The sequence below is a fragment of the Neisseria sp. N95_16 genome (assembly GCF_002551535.2).
In the GTDB taxonomy this organism is placed as follows: Bacteria; Pseudomonadota; Gammaproteobacteria; order Burkholderiales; family Neisseriaceae; genus Neisseria; species Neisseria brasiliensis.
The window spans coordinates 20,154-38,499 of record NZ_PDBT02000018.1 but is presented as its reverse complement, the minus strand read 5'-3'; the positions used below and the strand labels follow the sequence as shown (position 1 = coordinate 38,499).

Below are 18,346 nucleotides of genomic sequence, written 5' to 3'. Positions count from 1 at the left end.
CCGCCGACCGAGAAAGACATTGGACTATGAGACACCGGGTGATCTGTTTTCAGCAGCCCTTGCCAATGGCATTTGAGCGTTGCACTTGAAATGCGAATGTAAGGCCGTCTGAAAACGGCATATTTTTTTACCATGCTTTCAGACGGCCTATTTTGTCATTTTTCAAATGGCGGCACAGCCAATCCGAATTGCGCCAAAAGTTCGACTGTTTCAAACACTGGCAAGCCCATCACACCGGTAAAACTGCCTTGCAAATGCGCGACAAATACACCACCCAAACCTTGAATCCCATACGCTCCGGCCTTATCCATCGGTTCGCCGCTGGCAATATAGGCTGCGATTTCAGCCGTACTCATGGTTTTGAAGGTCACATCACTCTGCTGCAACAGTGTGCATGTTTCGCCCTGCCAATACACGCTGACGGCGGTATAGACCTGATGCGTGGTGGCGGATAATTGCGTCAACATTTCCGCCGCATGGGCTTCGTTTTCCGGTTTGCCTAAGATTTGGTTTTGATAAGCGACGGTGGTGTCGGCGGTGAGAATCGGAAACTCGGGCGGCTCGGTATTCTTAGCCTGCCATTGCACCACGGCAGCGGCATTTTTTTCACGCGCCAAGCGTTGCACATAATCGGCAGCCTTTTCTTGCGGATACGGCGTTTCATCGATTTCGGCAGGCAGGCGCTGCACGGTATAGCCTAAGTTTTCTAGAATTTCACGGCGGCGCGGGCTGCCGGAAGCGAGATAAATGTGGTTCATAAGGTGATCGCTTTATTGTATTTTCAGACGGCCTCAAGATAGGCCGTCTGAAACTTATTTATACTCTTCAGCAAGATTAATATAATTCACAGCCGATTGTTTTAAAAACGCTTTTTCTTCATCCGTCAACGCACGCGCTTGTATGACGGGCGAGCCGAGATACAAAAAGCCGCTTTGCAGATGCTTACCCGGCGGCACCACGCTGCCCGCACCGACCATCACTTCATCGTCAATCACCACGTCGTCCAACACAATCGCGCCCATGCCGACCAATACACGGTTGCCGATGGTGCAGCCGTGCAGGATCACTTTGTGGCCGATGGTCACGTCTTCGCCGATAATTAAAGGCGAGCCTTCCGGCTTTTGGGGGCGTACGCCGGTGACATGCAACACGCTGCCGTCTTGAATATTGGTGCGCGCACCGATGCGGATGTGGTTCACATCGCCGCGCATGGCCACCAGCGGCCAAACGTTGACCTGCTCGGCCATGCTGACTTGGCCGATGACCACGGCGGTGTCGTCAATAAAACATGTTTCGTGAATATCGGGGGTGTGGTGTGTGTAAGGGCGAATCGGCATGGCGCACTCTTTTTAGTCAATATTGGAAAGGGATTTATAACATAATCAATGCCGTCTGAAAACGCGGTAATTTTTTTCAGACGGCATTTGTGCTGAATCATTTTTGCCAGGCTGTCTCACCAAGACCGTCTGAACATCATTTCTTTGATATTCAGACGGCCTGATTATGGGTAAACTATTCTTTCAGTTCAACAAAGCCACGCCATTCTACAAAGGAAAACCCATGTCTAACCGCCTGACCCAACTGCTCGGCTGCCGTTTGCCTGTGATTCAAGCACCGATGGCCGGCGTGCAAAACAGCCGTCTCACCATCGCTGCCTGCCGTGCCGGTGCGCTCGGTTCACTGCCCGCCGCCATGCTCTCGCCCGAGCAACTGCATGCCGAAATCTTAGCCATCCGCGCTGCCACCGATGCTCCGTTTAACGTCAACTTTTTTGCCCACCGCCAGCCTGAAGCCGATGCCGACAAGATGCAGCAATGGCTTAACACACTGGCGCCTTATTATCGCGAACTCGGTATCAATGCCGATGATATTGCACAAGGCGGCGGACGGCAGCCTTTCGGCGCGGCACAGGCAGACATTATTGCCGAACTCAAGCCGCCGGTTGTCAGCTTTCATTTCGGCTTGCCTCAAGCGGATTTGCTTCAACAAGTAAAACAAAGCGGCGCGAAAATCTTGGCTTCCGCCACCACGGTTGACGAAGCGCGCTGGCTGGTGCAAAACGGCGCTGATGCGGTGATTGCCCAAGGCTTGGAAGCGGGCGGCCACCGCTCGATGTTCCGCAGCCAAGTGCATGAACAAGTCGGCACTTTTGCGCTGCTGCCGCAAATCCGTGCGGCAGTCGATGTACCGGTGATTACGGCCGGCGGTATCAGCAATGCAGCTACCGCCCGTGTGGCGCAGACACTAGGCGCAGACGGCATTCAAATCGGCACAGCTTTATTGTTGGCCGACGAAGCCGGCACCAGCACCCTGCACCGCGCCGCCTTGCAAAGCCCACGTGCAGAAACCACCGCTTTAACCAATCTGTTCTCCGGCGGCTTGGCGCGCGGCATCGTCAACCGCTTTATGCGTGAAAACGGCTGCATTCACCCCGACGCACCACCATTCCCACTCGCCCAAAGCGCATCGGCACCATTACGCAGCGCCGCTGAAAAACAAGGCAGCGATAACTTTTCGCCTTTGTGGGCAGGACAAAACGCACGGCTTGCCCGCAGCGGCAGCGCGGCAGAAATTATTGCGGAAATTGCCGGTGGATTTACGGCATAATTTTAAAAATTATTTTTGAATATGAAATAGGCCGTCTGAAAACAACATATTTTCAGACGGCCTGAGACCTTTGCAAAACTGATCAATCATTAATAAAAACCAAAACCGCCGTCATTCCCGCGCAGGCGGGAATCCATCTCAGAATTTAAGAAACCTATTTTATTCAATATCTTGTCATACTGAAAAATGGATTCCCGCCTGCGCGGGAATGACGGCGGTTTTATGTGTGCTGGCTTTTGAAGGAGTTTTGCAAAGGTCTCGGCCTGTTTCAATTAAGCCAACTTCGACTTACTCAGCCAATAACTTTTTCCAACGCGCAGCTTGGAAACGCACTTGTTCCGGCGCAGTGCCGCCCAAGTGGTTGCGCGCATTCAGGCTGCCTTCCGGTGTGAGCACTTCATATACATCTTCGGCCACCAAATCGGAAAAGCCTTGCAACACGTCCAGCGGCAAGTCGCTCAAATCCACGCCTTTTTCATCAGCATGGCGCACGGCTTGCGCCACCACTTCATGCGAATCGCGGAACGGCATGCCTTTTTTCACCAAATAGTCGGCCAAATCGGTGGCGGTGGCAAAACCCTGCATCACGGCAGCGCGCATGTTTTCCGGTTTCACGGTCACGCCGCGCATCATGTCGGCGTAAATACGCAAGGTGTCAATTAAGGTATCAACCGTGTCAAACAACGGCTCTTTATCTTCCTGATTGTCTTTGTTGTACGCCAACGGTTGCGATTTCATCAGCATAATCAAGCCCATCAGATGGCCAATCACGCGACCAGACTTACCGCGCACCAGCTCCGGCACATCAGGGTTTTTCTTCTGCGGCATAATGCTTGAGCCGGTGCAGAAGCGGTCGGCAATGTCGATAAAACCAAAACGCGGGCTCATCCACAAAATTAATTCTTCGCTCAAGCGGCTCAAGTGAATCATCACCAAAGAAGCAGCGGCGGTAAATTCGATGGCAAAATCGCGGTCGGACACGGCATCGAGCGAGTTTTGGCAGATTTGTTCAAAACCCAACAATTCGGCAGTGATTTCGCGCTGAATCGGATAAGTGGTACCAGCCAAGGCTGCCGCACCCAAAGGCATGCGGTTGACGCGTTTGCGACAGTCGGCCATGCGCTCGAAGTCGCGGCCGAGCATTTCAACATAAGCCAGCATATGATGACCAAAGCTCACTGGCTGGGCAACCTGCAAATGGGTAAAACCGGGCATCACCACTTCGGCATTGGCTTCGGCCAACTCCACCAAGGCCGCCTGAAGGTCTTGAATCAGGGTTTGGATGTCGGTGATTTGGTCGCGCAACCACAAGCGGATATCGGTGGCGACTTGGTCGTTGCGGCTGCGGCCGGTGTGCAAGCGTTTGCCGGCATCGCCGATTTTGTCGGTCAGACGGCGCTCGATGTTCATGTGCACATCTTCCAAATCCAGCGACCATTCCACTTTTCCGGCTTCGATTTCTGCTATAATCTCGGCCATACCTTGTTGGATGGCGGATAAATCATCGGCACTCAATACCCCGCTTTGCTGCAGCATTTGCGCGTGTGCCAAAGAGCCTTGAATATCCCACTTGGCCAGACGCTTATCGAAGTCGATCGAACCGGTGTATTTTTTCACTAATTCGGATACCGGCTCGTTAAAACGGCCCGACCAGGTTTTATCATTACTCATTATGCTGTTCCTCAGATATCAAACAAAAAGTTAACCATCAAAATCAGGTTAACATCATAAAAACAAAAATGGCTAAACTTTTACATGCGCCATTATACGTCAATTACCTCAAAAAATATCCCGGACTTTTACAACGCCGGATAAGTACAATACAGCGGCTGTACCATTCCTGCTGCTTGAATGGCATCTTTTAAACTCTGACGGCCTACTCGCCGACACTGTAAACCCAAAGCCGTACTCCGACAGCAAATTATCCGATAAAATTTGAAAAATGCTTGGCTTTGGCTTTCATAAGGATACTGACACTGTAAGCAGAAACGCTTCAATATCTTCTCATCAATATCCGTTTTTCTTTCTACACACACCCCCCATCTACATGGTTTGGCAGTTAAATCACTCAGACACTATACTAAAAAGCCGCCTGAATACTTCAGACGGCTTTTAATCTTAACAGAACCTGCTTGAAACCCTATTCGATGTTTTGTACCTGCTCGCGCATTTGCTCGATTAATACCTTCAGCTCCACCGACGCTTGTGTGCTTTCAGCAGCGATGGCTTTGCTGCCCAAAGTATTGGCTTCGCGGTTGAGTTCTTGCATCAAAAAATCCAAGCGTTTGCCGACACTGCCTTTGCTTTCGGTCACAATGCGGCGTACTTCGCCGATGTGGGTACGCAAGCGGCTGAATTCTTCATCAACATCGGATTTTTGAATAAACAGAGCAAACTCTTGCTGCAGGCGGTCGTTATCGATGTTTGCCACGGCTTCGGCCAAGCGTGTGCGCACTTTTTCCATATGTGCTTCCAGCAGGCTTGGGAACAATTCGCTCAAAGCATCGACAATGCCTTCCATTTTTTCCAAGCGGTCGAGCAGATGGTCAGCCAGTTTTTTACCTTCGCGCTTGCGGGCGGCGCCAAAGTCTTTCAAAGCCTGTTTCAACAAATCCTGTACGGCTTGTGCAAATGCCTCCGGATCTTCGCTTTGGCTGGCCAACACACCCGGAAATTTCAAAATATCCGCCACGGTCAACTTGCCTAAGCCGTCAAACTCATCGCGCCATTTTTCATTTAAACCGGCCAATTGTGCCACCAAGTCCTGATTCACTTCCAAGCCTTGCGCACCTTGAGCAATGTCTTGAATTTGAATGCGGCATTCCAATTTACCGCGCACGGCTTCAGCGGCAATCTGCTCGCGCAACGCACCTTCCAAATGGCGCAAATCATCAGGCATGCGGAATTGCACGTCTAAATAGCGGTGGTTCACCGCGCGGATTTCCAAATTAATGCGTTTGCTGCCACATTCACCGGCGGCATTGGCAAAGCCAGTCATACTGCGAATGGTCATGGTTTTACTCCGTTTCTACATTACGAGTGAAAGTGGTTTCAATATACCATAGCGCCCAAGCAGATGATAGGCCGTCTGAAAGAAGCTGCTATAATCGCCCTATATTTTTATTAAGGAATATTTTTATGACCCACCCTATCCGCACCAGCCGCGCTGCCGACAACCTGCGCGACATCCGCATCACACCGAATTTTCTGCCGCACGCCGACGGCTCGGTGCTTATCGAATGTGGTAACACCAAAGTGATCTGCACCGCATCGATTGATGAAAACGTACCGCCGTTTCTGCGCGGTAAAGAACAAGGCTGGGTGACTGCGGAATACGGCATGTTGCCCGCTTCGACTGCTTCTCGTATGCGCCGTGAAGCCGCTGCCGGCAAACAATCCGGCCGCACGCAAGAAATTCAACGTTTAATCGGCCGCTCGCTGCGTGCCGTGGTGGACATGAAAAAACTGGGCGAGCGTCAAATCTTAATCGATTGCGACGTGATCCAGGCCGACGGTGGCACGCGCACCGCTTCGATTACCGGCGCATTTGTGGCCTTGCAAATGGCGGCAAACAAGTTGCTTTCAGACGGCCTGATTGCCGAAACGCCAATTATCGAAGCCGTTGCCGCCGTATCTGTGGGCGTGGTGGCCGGTGTACCGTTGTTGGATTTGGATTACCCCGAAGACTCCGGCTGCGACAGTGACGTGAATATCGTGATGACCGCTTCAGGCAAAATCATCGAAATCCAAGGCACAGCGGAAGGCGCACCGTTTACGCTTGATGAATTGGGCAAACTGATTGCCTTAGGCCAAAAAGGCATTGCCGAATTGGTGCAACACCAGCAAGCTGCTTTACAGGCTTAATTCAGATAACAAAGCCGTCTGAAACTGTTTCAGACGGCCTCTTTTATATATTTCTTACAATCAATGGATATTTTTCACTCACTTTTTGCGCAATACCAAGGTATCGCTGCCGAACTGGTGGCATTGGAGCTGGTCGCCGTAATCTTCGGTATGGCCAGCGTGTGGCTGATCCGCAATGGCAGCGTGTGGGGCTTTCCCGTCGGCATTGTCAGCACTGCCGGCTTCGTGTGGCTGTTGTGGGTTTATGCTCTTTTTGGCGATATGCTGATTAATGCTTATTACACGGTTTTAAGCGTGTATGGTTGGATAAACTGGTCGAAGCGGCAGCAGGCAGATAAAACCTTCCGCATCACTCCTTTTGTACGCAAAGACTGGTTGGCCTGCATGGCTTTGAGCCTCTTCAGCATGCTGTTTGTCAGCTTGGTTTACTGGTTCAAACCTTACATTAATAATGGTTTTTCTTGGCAGGGTGTCAGCGCGGGATTTGCCCATTTCACATGGCTGGATTACACCGATATCTTCACCACCTCGCTGTTTCTGGTGGCCATGTGGCTGATGGCGGAAGGCAAAATCGCCCACTGGATTTTATGGGTCATTGCCGATGCCGTATCGGTGCCGCTTTATTTTTATAAAGGGCTGACCTTCAGCGCCTTCCAATATATCGTGTTCACCCTCATTGCCATCAGCGGATATGCCTCATGGAAAAAAATCTCAGCCAAACAAACCCACCCCTCCACCGTTTTGCCGTAATCGGGCCGGAATCGACAGGCAAAACCACTTTATCGCAAGCCTTAGCAACGCATTTCCAAACCCATTGGGTGCCGGAATACATGCGTGACTACTGCCAGGTTTTGTGGGACGAATCCCAGCAAATCTGCAACCGGGAAGATTTGATGCCGATTGCGCAAGGACAGATGGAATCTGAAAACCGGCTGGCACAAACTACGCGTGACGTACTGATTTGTGATACTTGCCTGTGGGAATTGGTGGTATATGCCTATCTTTATTTTGGCGAATGCCCACCCGATTTGGAAGCAGCTGCCTTAGCCTCACATTACGACACTGTTTTACTGACCGATATTGATGTGCCATGGGTAGCCGACGATTTGCGCGACAAACCGCAAGAGCGTGAAAAAGTATTGGCTTTGTTCCAAAACTTTCTTAAACGCAATCATATTTCGTTTACGCTTTTGAGTGGTTCGCATGAACAGCGTTTGCAACAAGCCGTCAATCTGATTGAACACGCTTTAATCAAATAAACCATTCAAAGCCGTCTGAACATTATGTTTCAGACGGCCTTTTCATTTATAACGCCCATCATTCACACGAAAACAAGTGGCAATATTGTCAACAATGTCACGAAACTGCCCCATTTCCCAAAGAGTTAGGCCATAAAACCGAATTAATCGGGCTGCAACCTTGAATTTTATGTAAAAAATAGTAATAATAACCAAACTTTTCTCACCAACGCAGCAACAAACCGCTGCCCCAACTCCCAAAGAAAGCACGAAAAAAATGGCGTTAATCGTACAAAAATACGGCGGCACCTCAGTCGGTTCCGCCGAACGCATTAAAAACGTAGCCAACCGTGTTGCCAAAGCCCGCGCCGAAGGTCATGACGTTGTTGTCGTGGTATCGGCCATGAGCGGTGAAACCAACCGCTTGGTTGCCTTGGCACACGAAATGCAAGACACGCCCGACCCACGCGAGTTAGACGTCGTATTGTCCACCGGCGAACAAGTGACCATCGGTTTACTTGCCATGGCCTTGAAAAACATCGGCGTAGATGCCAAGAGCTACACCGGCTGGCAAGTCGCTTTGAAAACCGACACTGCCCACACCAAAGCCCGCATCGAGAGCATTGACGACGCCAAAATGCGTGCCGACTTAGATGCCGGCCGCGTGGTAATTGTGGCCGGTTTCCAAGGCATCAGCAGCGAAGGCGACATCGCCACTTTAGGCCGCGGCGGCTCGGATACTTCTGCCGTTGCGCTGGCTGCCGCCCTGAAAGCGGACGAATGCCAAATCTATACCGATGTAGACGGCGTGTACACCACCGACCCACGCGTGGTGCCTGAAGCGCGCCGCTTGGATACCATTACTTTTGAAGAAATGTTGGAACTGGCCAGCTTGGGTTCGAAAGTTTTGCAAATCCGCTCCGTAGAATTCGCCGGAAAATACAAAGTACGCCTGCGCGTATTGAGCAGCCTGCAAGATGGCGGCAACGGCACCTTAATTACCTTTGAAGAGGACGACAACATGGAAAGAGCTGCCGTAACCGGTATCGCCACCGATAAAAACCAAGCCCGCATCAACGTGCGCGGCGTACCTGACAAACCGGGCGTGGCCTACCAAATCTTGGGCGCGGTAGCCGATGCCAATATTGAAGTTGACATGATTATCCAAAATGTCGGCTCGGAGGGTACCACCGACTTCTCGTTTACCGTTCCGCGCGGCGATTACAAAGCCACACTGAGCCTGTTGAACAACTTGAAGGACAGCATCGGCGCAGCGGATATCGATGGCGACGACACCGTATGCAAAGTTTCCGTAGTGGGCATGGGCATGCGTTCACACGTCGGCGTGGCAGCGAAAATCTTCCGCACTTTGGCTGAAGAAGGCATCAACATCCAAATGATTTCGACTTCTGAAATCAAAGTTTCCGTATTGATTGACGAAAAATACATGGAACTGGCTACCCGCGTTCTGCACAAAGCTTTTGAATTGGAAAAATAATTTTTTTCTGATGAAATAAGATAGGCCGTCTGAAAACTTGGTTTTCAGACGGCCTTTTATATTTGAAAAATGGATTCCGAATCAGCTAAATCAAGAAAGGCTGATACCTTTGCAAAACCTTATGCACACACAAAACGCCGTCATCCCCGCGCAGGCGGGAATCCATCGAAAAATTTAAGCAACCTGTTTTATTCAATAGTTTAACTTGCTCATAAATGGATTCCCGCCTGCGCGGGAATGACGTCGTTTTTGATTTTTATTGTTGGGGCTGGAGTTTTTCAAAAGTCGCAGGCCGTCTGAAAGCATTCACCTTTCAGACGGCCTATTGACTACCCTACTTCATTAATACCAACCGCGCGCCTTCATGGCTTTTTCAATGCGGCGGATACTCATCATATACGAAGCGGTGCGCAAATCGACACTGTATTCCTGCGCCAAGTTCCAAATATCTTGGAATGCACGACGCAGCACCACGGTTTGTTTTTGCTGAACTTCATTAAACTCCCAGTAATAGCCTTGCAGGTTTTGCACCCACTCGAAATACGACACCACCACGCCGCCGCAGTTGGCCAGAATATCTGGCACCACCAATACGCCGTTGGCCTGCAAAATTTCGTCCGCTTCCGGTGTGGTCGGGCCGTTGGCGCCTTCCACCACGATTTTGGCTTTCACATCACCGGCATTTTCAGAGGTGATTTGGTTTTCCAGCGCACACGGTGCCAACACGTCCACATCCAAAGCCAGCAATTCGGCATTGGTGATTTCCTTGCCGTAGCCTGCTTCATTGGTGATGAAACCGTTGGTTTGGTATTCTTTCAATACCGCATCCATGTCGATGCCGTTTTCATTGTAGATGGCCACGTCCACAGTGGAAATCGCCACCACTTTGGCACCGGCTTCATGCGCGTACAAACCGGTATGGTAGCCGACATTGCCAAAACCTTGAATCGCGTAAGTCGCGCCTTTTACGTCTTTGCCGATTTTTTCCAAGGCTTGAACAGCAGCAAAATTCACGCCGTAGCCGGTGGCTTCATTACGCGCCAACGAGCCACCAAAATCAACCGGTTTGCCGGTAAACACGCCCGGCGCGGAATGTTTCACAATGCTTTCGTATTCATCGACCATCCACGACATCACTTTGCCGTTGGTGTTCACATCCGGTGCCGGAATATCGATTTTCTCACCAATCAGCGGCGCAATGGCGTTGGCGTAACCGCGTGCAATGCGCTCCAATTCAGCTTCAGAATAATCTTTCGGATCGAGCGTAATGCCGCCTTTACCGCCACCATAAGGCAAACCGGCCACGCAGCATTTAAATGTCATCCAAGTGGATAAGGCTTTTACTTCATCCATGTTAACGTGCGGATGGAAGCGGATACCGCCTTTGTAAGGGCCCACAGCGTTGTTGTGTTGCGAGCGGTAGCCGGTAAAGGTTTTCACCGTGCCGTTATCCAGTTTCACCGGAAAGGTCACTTCCAATACGCGCAACGGGTTTTTCAAAATCTCATACACCGCCGGATCCGTGTTCAAACGGTCGCACGCAGCTTTAACTTGTTTTTGAGCAATTTCAAAAGGATTCAGTGTTTCTTTTGCAGCATTCGACATCAGTAAGTCCTTTCACAAGGGTTCGTTAAGACGAGTGTCATGCATACCACTATATCAAATTTTGGCACGTTGTTTAAATAAAATATTTTAAAATCAATGTAGTAAATCTACTTTGTCAACATTATTGAAGTAATAAAACCAAAATAAATTTTCAATAAATATTTTTTAGGATTGTATTTAATTGAATTTTAAACATTCCTTACCAAAACACAGGCCGTCTGAATATTCAAAACACCGTCTTACCGTAAAAATTTTTTTAATTTATGCCGAAATAAAAGCCTTCCAGCCCAGCGATAAATCCCCTTTAAAATGCCCCTGCCCCTTTTCAGACGGCCTATTTCAGGTAAAATCACTTTACCGAACATAAACCTTGGAGAAGCTGATGACCACACCCACCATCGAACACGTTCAAGCAGTAGCCTTTGATTTAGACGGCACCCTGTGCCACTCTGCGCCCGATTTGATTGCCGCCGGCAACGCCATGCGCACTTATTTGGGCATGGACGCGCTACCCGATTCGGAAATTGAAAGCTACATCGGCGACGGCATCGGCCGTTTGGTGCACCGTGTCATCACGCGCGAACGTGAAACCGATGCCGAACCTGAAATTTGGGAAAAAGGTTTCGTGTTTTACATGCAATATTACCGCGACCATTTGAGCGATTTCACGCGTCTTTACCCCGAAACCGAAGCCGGTTTGGGTCTCTTAAAAACCCTGGGCATTCCCTTGGCCGTCATCACCAACAAAACCGAAATTTTGGCGGTTGAATTGTTAAAACAATTGGGCATCGCCGATGATTTCAGCCTGATTCTCGGCGGCGACAGCCTGCCGGAAAAGAAACCCAGCCCGCTGCCTTTGCAACATTGTGCCGAAGTATTGGGCATCGATATTGCCAACATGATGATGGTCGGCGACTCACACAACGACATTCTCGCTGCCAAAGCCGCCGGCTGCTTCAGCGTGGGCGTCACCTTCGGCTACGGCGACATGACTTTGTTGTCACAAGACAAAGCCACTAAACCCGATTGGCTGATTGGTTCGCTGCCGGAAATCTATGAAAACCTGCAACCGCAAAAAACCAAAGACGACGATGAAGCATAAGGCCGTCTGAAATGTACGAATCCGAAAGCGACGACTTTATCCACTTCGGCGACACGGATGATGACCAACCCAAACGCCCGAGCAAACCGCAAAAATCCTTGCACGCCCGGGCAATGGATATTTTATCGCGCCAAGAAATCAGCCGTGTCGGCCTCAAGCGCAAGCTCGCGCCGCATGCCGAAAGCGAAGAAGAGTTGGAAAAAGTGTTGGACGAATTTGCCGAACGCAATTGGCAATCCGACGAACGCTACGCCGAAGCCTACATTCACAGCAAAAGTCGCCAACACGGCAAATTGCGCTTGCAGCAGGCTTTGGCACAGCAAGGCATTGATGCCGATATCAGCCGCGAATTTATGCCGGATAAAGAAAGCGAACTGCAAACCGCGATTCAGGTTTTACGTAAAAATTCAAGCAGCCCAGCCGTGATTTAAAAGAGAAACAAAAGCAGGTACGCTTTCTCGCTTACCGCGGTTTCGACATGGGCACGATTCAAGCAGCCTTGAAAAGCGATTGGGCAGAAGATGATGAATTTTATTGATTCATTTCGCTTGAATCTTTTTACCAAACAGCGTACGCTTCAGCCTATGATATTTCAAGCATGAGTTTGCATAATGACCGATAAAACCCCTTCCTCAAGCGCACACAAACCTTCCATTGAAGACGAACGCAACAACCCCGTGTACAAAGCCGGCCGCGCCGTGGTGATTTTTATGAGCATCGTGTGGGCGATTGTGGTGATTGCCGTGTTGTATTTCGTGTTTAAATTTTGGTTGAGTTAAACCGTTTCCACATTTAAAAAGGCCGTCTGAAACATTAAGTTTCAGACGGCCTTTTATTCATGCGTTTCTATAGCGATTAGTTTTTCATCGATTGCACCGGCGCAGGAATGCGACCGCCACGATTGACGAACACTTCGCACGAGCCGTCTTTCACCGGCATAATCGGTGCATAGCCCAGCAAACCGCCAAACTCAACGCTCTCACCCACGCCTTTGCCGGTCACCGGAATGATGCGCACAGCGGTGGTTTTGCTGTTGATCATGCCGATGGCGGCTTCGTCGGCGATGATGCCGCAAATGGTGTGCGCAGGGGTGTCGCCCGGTACGGCAATCATGTCCAGACCAACCGAGCACACAGCGGTCATGGCTTCGAGTTTATCCAAGGTCAACACGCCCGCCTCGGCGGCGGCAATCATGCCTTCGTCTTCGGAAACCGGAATAAATGCGCCGCTCAAACCGCCGACGGCACTCGATGCCATCATGCCGCCTTTTTTCACAGCGTCATTTAATAAAGCCAAAGCGGCGGTGGTGCCGTGCGTGCCACACACGCTCAAGCCCATTTCTTCGAGAATGCGGGCAACGGAATCGCCGACAGCCGGAGTCGGCGCCAAAGACAAATCCAAAATACCGAACGGAATATTCAGCATTTTAGACGCTTCGTGGCCAATCAATTCGCCCACACGGGTGATTTTAAAGGCGGTTTTTTTCACTACTTCAGCCACTTCGGTCAAAGTCGTCGCGTTGGAATTTTCCAAAGCGGCTTTCACCACGCCCGGACCGGACACGCCGACGTTGATAATCGCATCCGCTTCGCCCGAGCCGTGGAACGCGCCCGCCATAAACGGATTGTCTTCTACCGCATTACAGAACACCACGATTTTGGCGCAGCCGAAGCCTTCCGGCGTAATCTCGGCAGTGTGTTTGATGGTTTCGCCCGCCAATTTCACCGCATCCATATTGATGCCGGCGCGAGTAGAACCGATATTAATCGAGGCGCATACGATGTCGGTCGTCTTCATCGCTTCCGGAATCGAACGAATCAACACTTCATCAGAAGGCGACATGCCTTTTTGCACCAAGGCAGAGAAACCGCCGATAAACGACACGCCGATGGCTTTGGCGGCTTTATCCAAGGTTTGCGCCACGCTGACATACGAATCGGCTTTGGTGGCGGCGGCGATTTGGGCGATTGGGGTCACCGAAATACGCTGGTTCACAATCGGCACGCCGTATTTGGCCGACAAATGCTTGGCGGTAGCCACTAAGTCTTTGCCAATGGTGGTGATTTTGTTGTAGATATTTTGGTTTAATTCATTGATATCGCTGCTGATGCAATCGTGCAAATCGATACCAATGGTAATGGTGCGCACGTCAAAATTCTGGTCGGCGACCATTTTAACGGTTTCTAAAATCTCGTTAGACTGAATGCTCACGTTAACGCCTCCTGATTAAATGCGGTGCATGGCTTGGAAGATTTCCTCGTTTTGCATGCGGATGTCGAGCGCGAGCTTTTTGCTTTCTTCGGCAAACAAATCCAACATTTCTTGGCGCGATTTCGGGCATTTGGCGGTATCGACCAGAATAATCATGGTAAAGAAATCGTCCATCAGCTGCTGGCTGATGTTGAGAATATTGAGTTGGTTTTCAGCCAGAATTTTAGAAACATCGTAAACGATACCGACGCGGTCTTTGCCGATGACGGTCACAACAGAATTGCTCATGGGGATTCCTTTGATGATGGTAAAAAATGTCAACGTTAATTCAGTGGCTTAAGCGGTTAGACAGCAGGCCGTCTGAATCTTTGCGAATGTGCGCATTATAGCATTCTTCAGACGGCCTGAGATTCAGTTGTTAATAATGATATGGTTGAAGCACCATATTTCTTCCGACCAACAAAAAGCCGTCTGATGTTTCAGACGGCCTTGCTCAATCCTTCACTCGGAATAAGTAAATTTCGCGCGCTTGATGTTGCACAGCAATTCATACGGAATCGTGCCGGCGGCTTCGGCTACTTCGTTGATGTTGACCACATCGCCCCACAATTCGACTTCGCAACCCAAGCCTTCTTTGGCCGCATCCAGTTCGACGGTAATCATATCCATCGACACACGCCCGATGATGCGGCTGCGTTGACCTTCGACAGCAATTGGCGAACCGGTTGATGCTCGGCGCGGATAACCGTCGGCATAACCGCAGGCAATCAGACCAACACGGGTGGATTTGGACGTGTAAAACGTGGCACCATAGCCAATCGGCGAATGCGGCTGTAATACGCGTTCGCCAAATACGCGCGAAGTCAGGCGCATCACCGGTTTCAAACGCTCATCAACCCCGCCAAACGGCGACACACCATACAAAGCCAGCCCCGCCCTGCCCCAATCGCGGCGCGCTTCAGGTACATTCAAAATCGCCGGCGAATTGGCCAAGCTTTCTTCACCCGCCAAGCCTTCGCAGCCCAAGTCAAAGGCTTCAATCTGCATTTCGGTCATGCCGTTTTCCGGCTCGTCGGCGCAGGCAAAATGGCTAAATTTCACAATATCGGCAACATGTGTGCATTGTTTCAATGCGGTGTAGGCGGTGGCGTAATTGTGCGGGAAAAAGCCGGTGCGGTGCATGCCTGAATCCATTTTCAGCCACACGGTTACCGGATTTTGCCACTCGTGATGCACCAAGCCTTCCAATTGCCATTGGTTGCCCACCGCCGGCCAGAGTTTGTATTCGTCGATGCGAGCATATTCGGCCACGTCAAACACGCCTTCCAGCAACACAATCGGGTTGTCGATGCCGCTTTCACGCAATTCGATAGCTTCTTCCAAGGTCGCTACAGCGAAACCGTCGGCCAAATCGGATAAAGCGTGGGCGCAACGCACCGCGCCGTGGCCGTAGGCATTGGCTTTAATCACCGCTAAGAGCTTGTTGCCGTGGATATTTTTTAAGGTTTGGTAATTGTGGCGCAGATGATCCAAACGGATTTCGGCTTGTAAGGGGCGCATATTTTATCCTTTGTTTTAGTCGGTTCGGCCGGTAGAAATAAATCTGTATTCCCCAGCCTGCGGCCTTTTCAGACGGCCTAAACATTATTTATTATAGGCTGATTATATTGTTTTTCAAATATGGGAAAAGCACTGAAGGCCGTCTGAACATTAATTGAATATTTCAGACAGCCTATCGTTTCAGACGGCCTCAATTCAGGCGTAGCGTGCCATGCCTAAATCCTCGGTGCGGATTTCAGGCACAATATCGCTCACCAAATCGGCAGTGATGCGGCCGGAGCCGAGCGACATCGTCCAGCCCAAAGTGCCGTGGCCTGTGTTTAAGAATAAATTTTCGTATCGGGTTGCGCCGATGATGGGTGTGCTGTCGGGCGTCATCGGGCGCAAACCGCTCCAGAATGTGGCTTTGGCCACATCGCCACCTTGCGGATACAAATCCTGCACTACCAAAGCCAAGGTTTCGCGACGCTCTTGCGGCAACTTGATTTCATAGCCCGATAATTCGGCCATGCCGCCAACGCGGATGCGGTCATTGAAGCGGGTGATGGCGACTTTGTGGGTTTCGTCCAAAATCGTCGATACCGGCGCTTCATCACCGTTGGTAATCGGCACGGTGAGTGAGTAGCCTTTTACCGGATAAATCGGCAAATCCAAGCCCAATTGCGCCATCACCGTGCGGCTGAAGCTGCCCAAGCAGCACACGAAACGGTCGGCTTCAAAGTGTTGGCCGTTGGCAATGACGGCGGTAATGTTGCGGCCTTGATACTCGATGCGCTCGATGTTGTGTTCAAATTTGAACACCGCACCCTTAGCTTCGCATAAGGCTTGCAAACGCTGGGTAAAGAGATGGCAATCGCCCGTGCTGTCGTTGGGTAGATGCAAAGCACCGGCGATTTTGCCTAAGGCGTGGCGCAAAGCAGGTTCGAATTGCAGGCATTCTTCCGGCTGCAAACGCTGATACGGCACACCATATTCTGCCAATACTTCAATGTCTTTTGCCGCAGCGGCGACTTCTTTTTGCGTGCGGAAAATCTGTAATGTGCCTTTGTGGCGGCCTTCAAAATCCAAACCGGTTTCGGCTTCAAAACGGCGGAACATCTCGCGGCTGTATTCGGAAATGCGCACCATGCGTTCTTTATTGGTTTGGTAACGCTCGGTGGTGCAGTTTTGCAGCATGCTCATCAGCCATTGCCATTGAAAGCGGCTGCCGTCGGGTTTCAAAATCAAAGGCGAATGTGGCCGAAACAGCCATTTTGCCGCTTTGGCAGGAATGCCGGGCGCTGCCCAAGGCGTGGTGTAGCCGTAGGAAAGCTGGCCGGCATTGGCAAAACTGGTTTCCATCGCCGCTGCTTCTGCCCGGTCGATTACCGTTACCTGATGGCCTTTTTCCAATAAATACCAAGCCGTTGCGATGCCGGTCACGCCAGCACCCAAAACCACTACGTTCATATTTCTCCATTATTTTTATACTAAATGAATGTAGTGTAGTGTAGTCGATTTTTATCAGGATATTTCACTTTATTTTTTCAATTTTATAAATTATTATCCTGAAAATTAATTTTTAAAAAGTGATTTCAACCATGAAGAAATTGGATAAAACCGATTTGAAAATCTTAAAATTATTGCAGCAGAACGCGCGCATTCCGATGACCGAATTGGCCGAAAAAGTCGGCTTATCCACCACGCCGGTAACAGAGCGCGTGCGTCGTTTGGAACGCGATCATTTTATTACCGGCTATCATGCCCATCTGAATCCACATGCGCTGGGGCAGAGTTTGTTGGTATTTGTGGAAATCAAATTGCGCTCGAAATCGGGCAATATTTTTGAAGACTTCCGCCGAGAAGTGGCGCATATTCCGCAGATTTTGGAATGCCATTTGGTATCGGGCGAATACGATTATCTGATTAAAGTGCGCCTGCCGGATATGTCGGCTTATCGCGATATGCTGGGCAATATCCTGCTGCAACTGCCCGCCGCTGCCGAGAGCCGCAGCTATGTGGTGATGGAAGAAGTGAAAGAAATGCCGATGTTGAATTTGGATTAAATAAATGAAAGGCCGTCTGAAAAAAATCCATTTCAGACGGCCTTTTATATGATTCATCAACGACAAACTGCAGCCACAATATTCTCGGTATAACCCGTTTTGCCCCATACCTGTTTGGCAGGGTCGGCAATATCCGATTGCAATTGGTTCTCGCAATCTATCCACACCGGCAAGGTTTGCGCGCTCATGCGACGCTCAAAGAAATACAAATTGGCGCGGCGGATGTTGCGCGCTTGATCGACGGTTTCCACGTTGGCGGTATCGACGGCAACAAATTTCAACACCTGCGGCTTAACATACGACCACGGCTTGTAAAAAGCGGTTTCAGGAATTTCGGCAACCACTTTGGTTTCAGACGGCAATCGCGAACGGGTATGCTCAAACCAAGTATATTCGCTGAACACCTGAAACCCAATCATGCCCAAACCGGCGGCGGCAGGAATCAGCCATTTCGGTAATTTTTTAAACATCGTGCGCAAAATCAGCGCGATACCGGCGGCGCCGAAACCGGCAGTAATGGTGGCAATGAGTTCCCACAGCATAAGCGTTCCTTTGATGTGTTGTTGTTTTCAGACGGCATGATAGGTGTTTATAGGCCGTCTGAAAAGTATTTTGG

General features: G+C 50.3%; 18 protein-coding genes and 1 pseudogene. 9 read left to right on the top strand and 10 right to left on the bottom strand.

The genetic code is table 11. From position 1 onward, the window contains the following. Positions 1 to 155 precede the first annotated feature (155 nt). Together CRG49_RS04620 and CRG49_RS04615 are read right to left on the bottom strand one after the other, a co-directional pair. Positions 156 to 758, bottom strand: a complete 603-nt coding sequence (locus CRG49_RS04620) for a nucleoside triphosphate pyrophosphatase (RefSeq protein WP_095502680.1) — start codon at positions 756 to 758, stop codon at positions 156 to 158. Positions 759 to 812: 54 nt separating this feature from the next. Further along, positions 813 to 1,337, bottom strand: coding sequence for a gamma carbonic anhydrase family protein (locus CRG49_RS04615; protein ID WP_095502679.1), 525 nt, complete (start codon positions 1,335 to 1,337; stop codon positions 813 to 815). 223 nt (positions 1,338 to 1,560) lie between these two features. Here CRG49_RS04615 and CRG49_RS04610 point away from each other — a divergent pair, with 223 nt between their 5' ends. Beyond that, positions 1,561 to 2,607 (top strand): nitronate monooxygenase family protein, encoded by a 1,047-nt coding sequence (locus tag CRG49_RS04610; RefSeq protein ID WP_095502678.1) that lies wholly within the window; start codon positions 1,561 to 1,563, stop codon positions 2,605 to 2,607. 288 nt (positions 2,608 to 2,895) lie between these two features. Here CRG49_RS04610 and argH read toward each other — a convergent pair whose 3' ends face one another. Beyond that, the gene (argH, locus tag CRG49_RS04600; RefSeq protein WP_095502677.1) at positions 2,896 to 4,278 is read right to left on the bottom strand and encodes an argininosuccinate lyase; all 1,383 of its coding nucleotides are present in this window, start codon (positions 4,276 to 4,278) and stop codon (positions 2,896 to 2,898) included. A 469-nt stretch (positions 4,279 to 4,747) separates the two neighbouring features. Then, entirely contained in the window at positions 4,748 to 5,620 is an 873-nt protein-coding gene (locus CRG49_RS04595; RefSeq protein ID WP_229436949.1) for a YicC/YloC family endoribonuclease, read from the bottom strand. Between the two features lie 125 nt (positions 5,621 to 5,745). Here CRG49_RS04595 and rph point away from each other — a divergent pair, with 125 nt between their 5' ends. The 4 genes from rph (at position 5,746) to CRG49_RS04575 (ending at position 9,207) form a co-directional block, all read left to right on the top strand. Then, entirely contained in the window at positions 5,746 to 6,471 is a 726-nt protein-coding gene (gene rph, locus CRG49_RS04590; RefSeq protein ID WP_095502676.1) for a ribonuclease PH, read from the top strand. A gap of 63 nt (positions 6,472 to 6,534) precedes the next feature. Next, positions 6,535 to 7,221 (top strand): nicotinamide riboside transporter PnuC, encoded by a 687-nt coding sequence (gene pnuC / locus CRG49_RS04585; protein WP_095502675.1) that lies wholly within the window; start codon positions 6,535 to 6,537, stop codon positions 7,219 to 7,221. After that, positions 7,170 to 7,730 carry an AAA family ATPase gene (locus CRG49_RS04580; RefSeq protein ID WP_095502674.1) on the top strand — a complete coding sequence of 187 codons (561 nt, stop codon included), beginning with the start codon at positions 7,170 to 7,172 and terminating at the stop codon, positions 7,728 to 7,730. The genes pnuC and CRG49_RS04580 overlap by 52 nt, the downstream gene beginning before the upstream one ends. 256 nt (positions 7,731 to 7,986) lie before the next feature. After that, positions 7,987 to 9,207: an aspartate kinase gene (locus tag CRG49_RS04575; protein ID WP_095502673.1), complete on the top strand. Its 1,221-nt coding sequence runs from the start codon at positions 7,987 to 7,989 to the stop codon at positions 9,205 to 9,207. Positions 9,208 to 9,549: 342 nt separating this feature from the next. On the opposite strand, the gene CRG49_RS04570 is transcribed toward CRG49_RS04575, so the two are convergent. Beyond that, entirely contained in the window at positions 9,550 to 10,812 is a 1,263-nt protein-coding gene (locus CRG49_RS04570) for a Glu/Leu/Phe/Val dehydrogenase (protein ID WP_095502672.1), read from the bottom strand. A gap of 382 nt (positions 10,813 to 11,194) precedes the next feature. Between CRG49_RS04570 and CRG49_RS04565 the strand changes: the two genes are divergently transcribed. From CRG49_RS04565 to CRG49_RS13295, 3 genes and pseudogenes are all read left to right on the top strand, one after another. After that, a complete protein-coding gene (locus tag CRG49_RS04565) occupies positions 11,195 to 11,914 on the top strand; it encodes a phosphoglycolate phosphatase (RefSeq protein WP_095502671.1) in 720 nt (239 codons plus the stop codon). A 113-nt stretch (positions 11,915 to 12,027) separates the two neighbouring features. Continuing rightward, positions 12,028 to 12,452, top strand: a pseudogene (gene recX, locus CRG49_RS04560) (recombination regulator RecX). Between the two features lie 73 nt (positions 12,453 to 12,525). Next, positions 12,526 to 12,693, top strand: coding sequence for a hypothetical protein (locus tag CRG49_RS13295; protein ID WP_095502669.1), 168 nt, complete (start codon positions 12,526 to 12,528; stop codon positions 12,691 to 12,693). Positions 12,694 to 12,769: 76 nt separating this feature from the next. Here the strand turns inward: CRG49_RS13295 and CRG49_RS04555 are convergent, their stop codons facing one another. The 4 genes from CRG49_RS04555 to CRG49_RS04540 form a co-directional block, all read right to left on the bottom strand. Then, a complete protein-coding gene (locus CRG49_RS04555; protein WP_095502668.1) occupies positions 12,770 to 14,125 on the bottom strand; it encodes a PFL family protein in 1,356 nt (451 codons plus the stop codon). A 15-nt stretch (positions 14,126 to 14,140) separates the two neighbouring features. Further along, complete coding sequence (locus CRG49_RS04550; RefSeq protein WP_095502667.1) at positions 14,141 to 14,413, bottom strand: ACT domain-containing protein; 273 nt, start codon at positions 14,411 to 14,413, stop codon at positions 14,141 to 14,143. 213 nt (positions 14,414 to 14,626) lie between these two features. After that, complete coding sequence (alr, locus tag CRG49_RS04545) at positions 14,627 to 15,685, bottom strand: alanine racemase (protein WP_095502666.1); 1,059 nt, start codon at positions 15,683 to 15,685, stop codon at positions 14,627 to 14,629. Between the two features lie 195 nt (positions 15,686 to 15,880). Beyond that, entirely contained in the window at positions 15,881 to 17,134 is a 1,254-nt protein-coding gene (locus CRG49_RS04540; RefSeq protein WP_095502665.1) for a D-amino acid dehydrogenase, read from the bottom strand. A 131-nt stretch (positions 17,135 to 17,265) separates the two neighbouring features. Here CRG49_RS04540 and CRG49_RS04535 point away from each other — a divergent pair, with 131 nt between their 5' ends. Continuing rightward, the gene (locus tag CRG49_RS04535) at positions 17,266 to 17,730 is read left to right on the top strand and encodes an Lrp/AsnC ligand binding domain-containing protein (RefSeq protein ID WP_095502664.1); all 465 of its coding nucleotides are present in this window, start codon (positions 17,266 to 17,268) and stop codon (positions 17,728 to 17,730) included. Between the two features lie 56 nt (positions 17,731 to 17,786). On the opposite strand, the gene CRG49_RS04530 is transcribed toward CRG49_RS04535, so the two are convergent. After that, on the bottom strand, positions 17,787 to 18,272 hold the full coding sequence (locus tag CRG49_RS04530; protein WP_095502663.1) for a hypothetical protein: 486 nt from the start codon (positions 18,270 to 18,272) through the stop codon (positions 17,787 to 17,789). Positions 18,273 to 18,346: the final 74 nt, after the last annotated feature.

What these genes read in the sequence shown, in the direction of transcription:
- CRG49_RS04620 (WP_095502680.1), bottom strand. Translation starts at nt 758, where the DNA reads ATGAACCACATTTATCTCGCTTCCGGCAGCCCGCGCCGCCGTGAAATT.
- CRG49_RS04615 (WP_095502679.1), bottom strand. Translation starts at nt 1,337, where the DNA reads ATGCCGATTCGCCCTTACACACACCACACCCCCGATATTCACGAAACA.
- CRG49_RS04610 (WP_095502678.1), top strand. Translation starts at nt 1,561, where the DNA reads ATGTCTAACCGCCTGACCCAACTGCTCGGCTGCCGTTTGCCTGTGATT.
- argH (WP_095502677.1), bottom strand. Translation starts at nt 4,278, where the DNA reads ATGAGTAATGATAAAACCTGGTCGGGCCGTTTTAACGAGCCGGTATCC.
- CRG49_RS04595 (WP_229436949.1), bottom strand. Translation starts at nt 5,620, where the DNA reads ATGACCATTCGCAGTATGACTGGCTTTGCCAATGCCGCCGGTGAATGT.
- rph (WP_095502676.1), top strand. Translation starts at nt 5,746, where the DNA reads ATGACCCACCCTATCCGCACCAGCCGCGCTGCCGACAACCTGCGCGAC.
- pnuC (WP_095502675.1), top strand. Translation starts at nt 6,535, where the DNA reads ATGGATATTTTTCACTCACTTTTTGCGCAATACCAAGGTATCGCTGCC.
- CRG49_RS04580 (WP_095502674.1), top strand. Translation starts at nt 7,170, where the DNA reads ATGGAAAAAAATCTCAGCCAAACAAACCCACCCCTCCACCGTTTTGCC.
- CRG49_RS04575 (WP_095502673.1), top strand. Translation starts at nt 7,987, where the DNA reads ATGGCGTTAATCGTACAAAAATACGGCGGCACCTCAGTCGGTTCCGCC.
- CRG49_RS04570 (WP_095502672.1), bottom strand. Translation starts at nt 10,812, where the DNA reads ATGTCGAATGCTGCAAAAGAAACACTGAATCCTTTTGAAATTGCTCAA.
- CRG49_RS04565 (WP_095502671.1), top strand. Translation starts at nt 11,195, where the DNA reads ATGACCACACCCACCATCGAACACGTTCAAGCAGTAGCCTTTGATTTA.
- CRG49_RS13295 (WP_095502669.1), top strand. Translation starts at nt 12,526, where the DNA reads ATGACCGATAAAACCCCTTCCTCAAGCGCACACAAACCTTCCATTGAA.
- CRG49_RS04550 (WP_095502667.1), bottom strand. Translation starts at nt 14,413, where the DNA reads ATGAGCAATTCTGTTGTGACCGTCATCGGCAAAGACCGCGTCGGTATC.
- alr (WP_095502666.1), bottom strand. Translation starts at nt 15,685, where the DNA reads ATGCGCCCCTTACAAGCCGAAATCCGTTTGGATCATCTGCGCCACAAT.
- CRG49_RS04540 (WP_095502665.1), bottom strand. Translation starts at nt 17,134, where the DNA reads ATGAACGTAGTGGTTTTGGGTGCTGGCGTGACCGGCATCGCAACGGCT.
- CRG49_RS04535 (WP_095502664.1), top strand. Translation starts at nt 17,266, where the DNA reads ATGAAGAAATTGGATAAAACCGATTTGAAAATCTTAAAATTATTGCAG.
- CRG49_RS04530 (WP_095502663.1), bottom strand. Translation starts at nt 18,272, where the DNA reads ATGCTGTGGGAACTCATTGCCACCATTACTGCCGGTTTCGGCGCCGCC.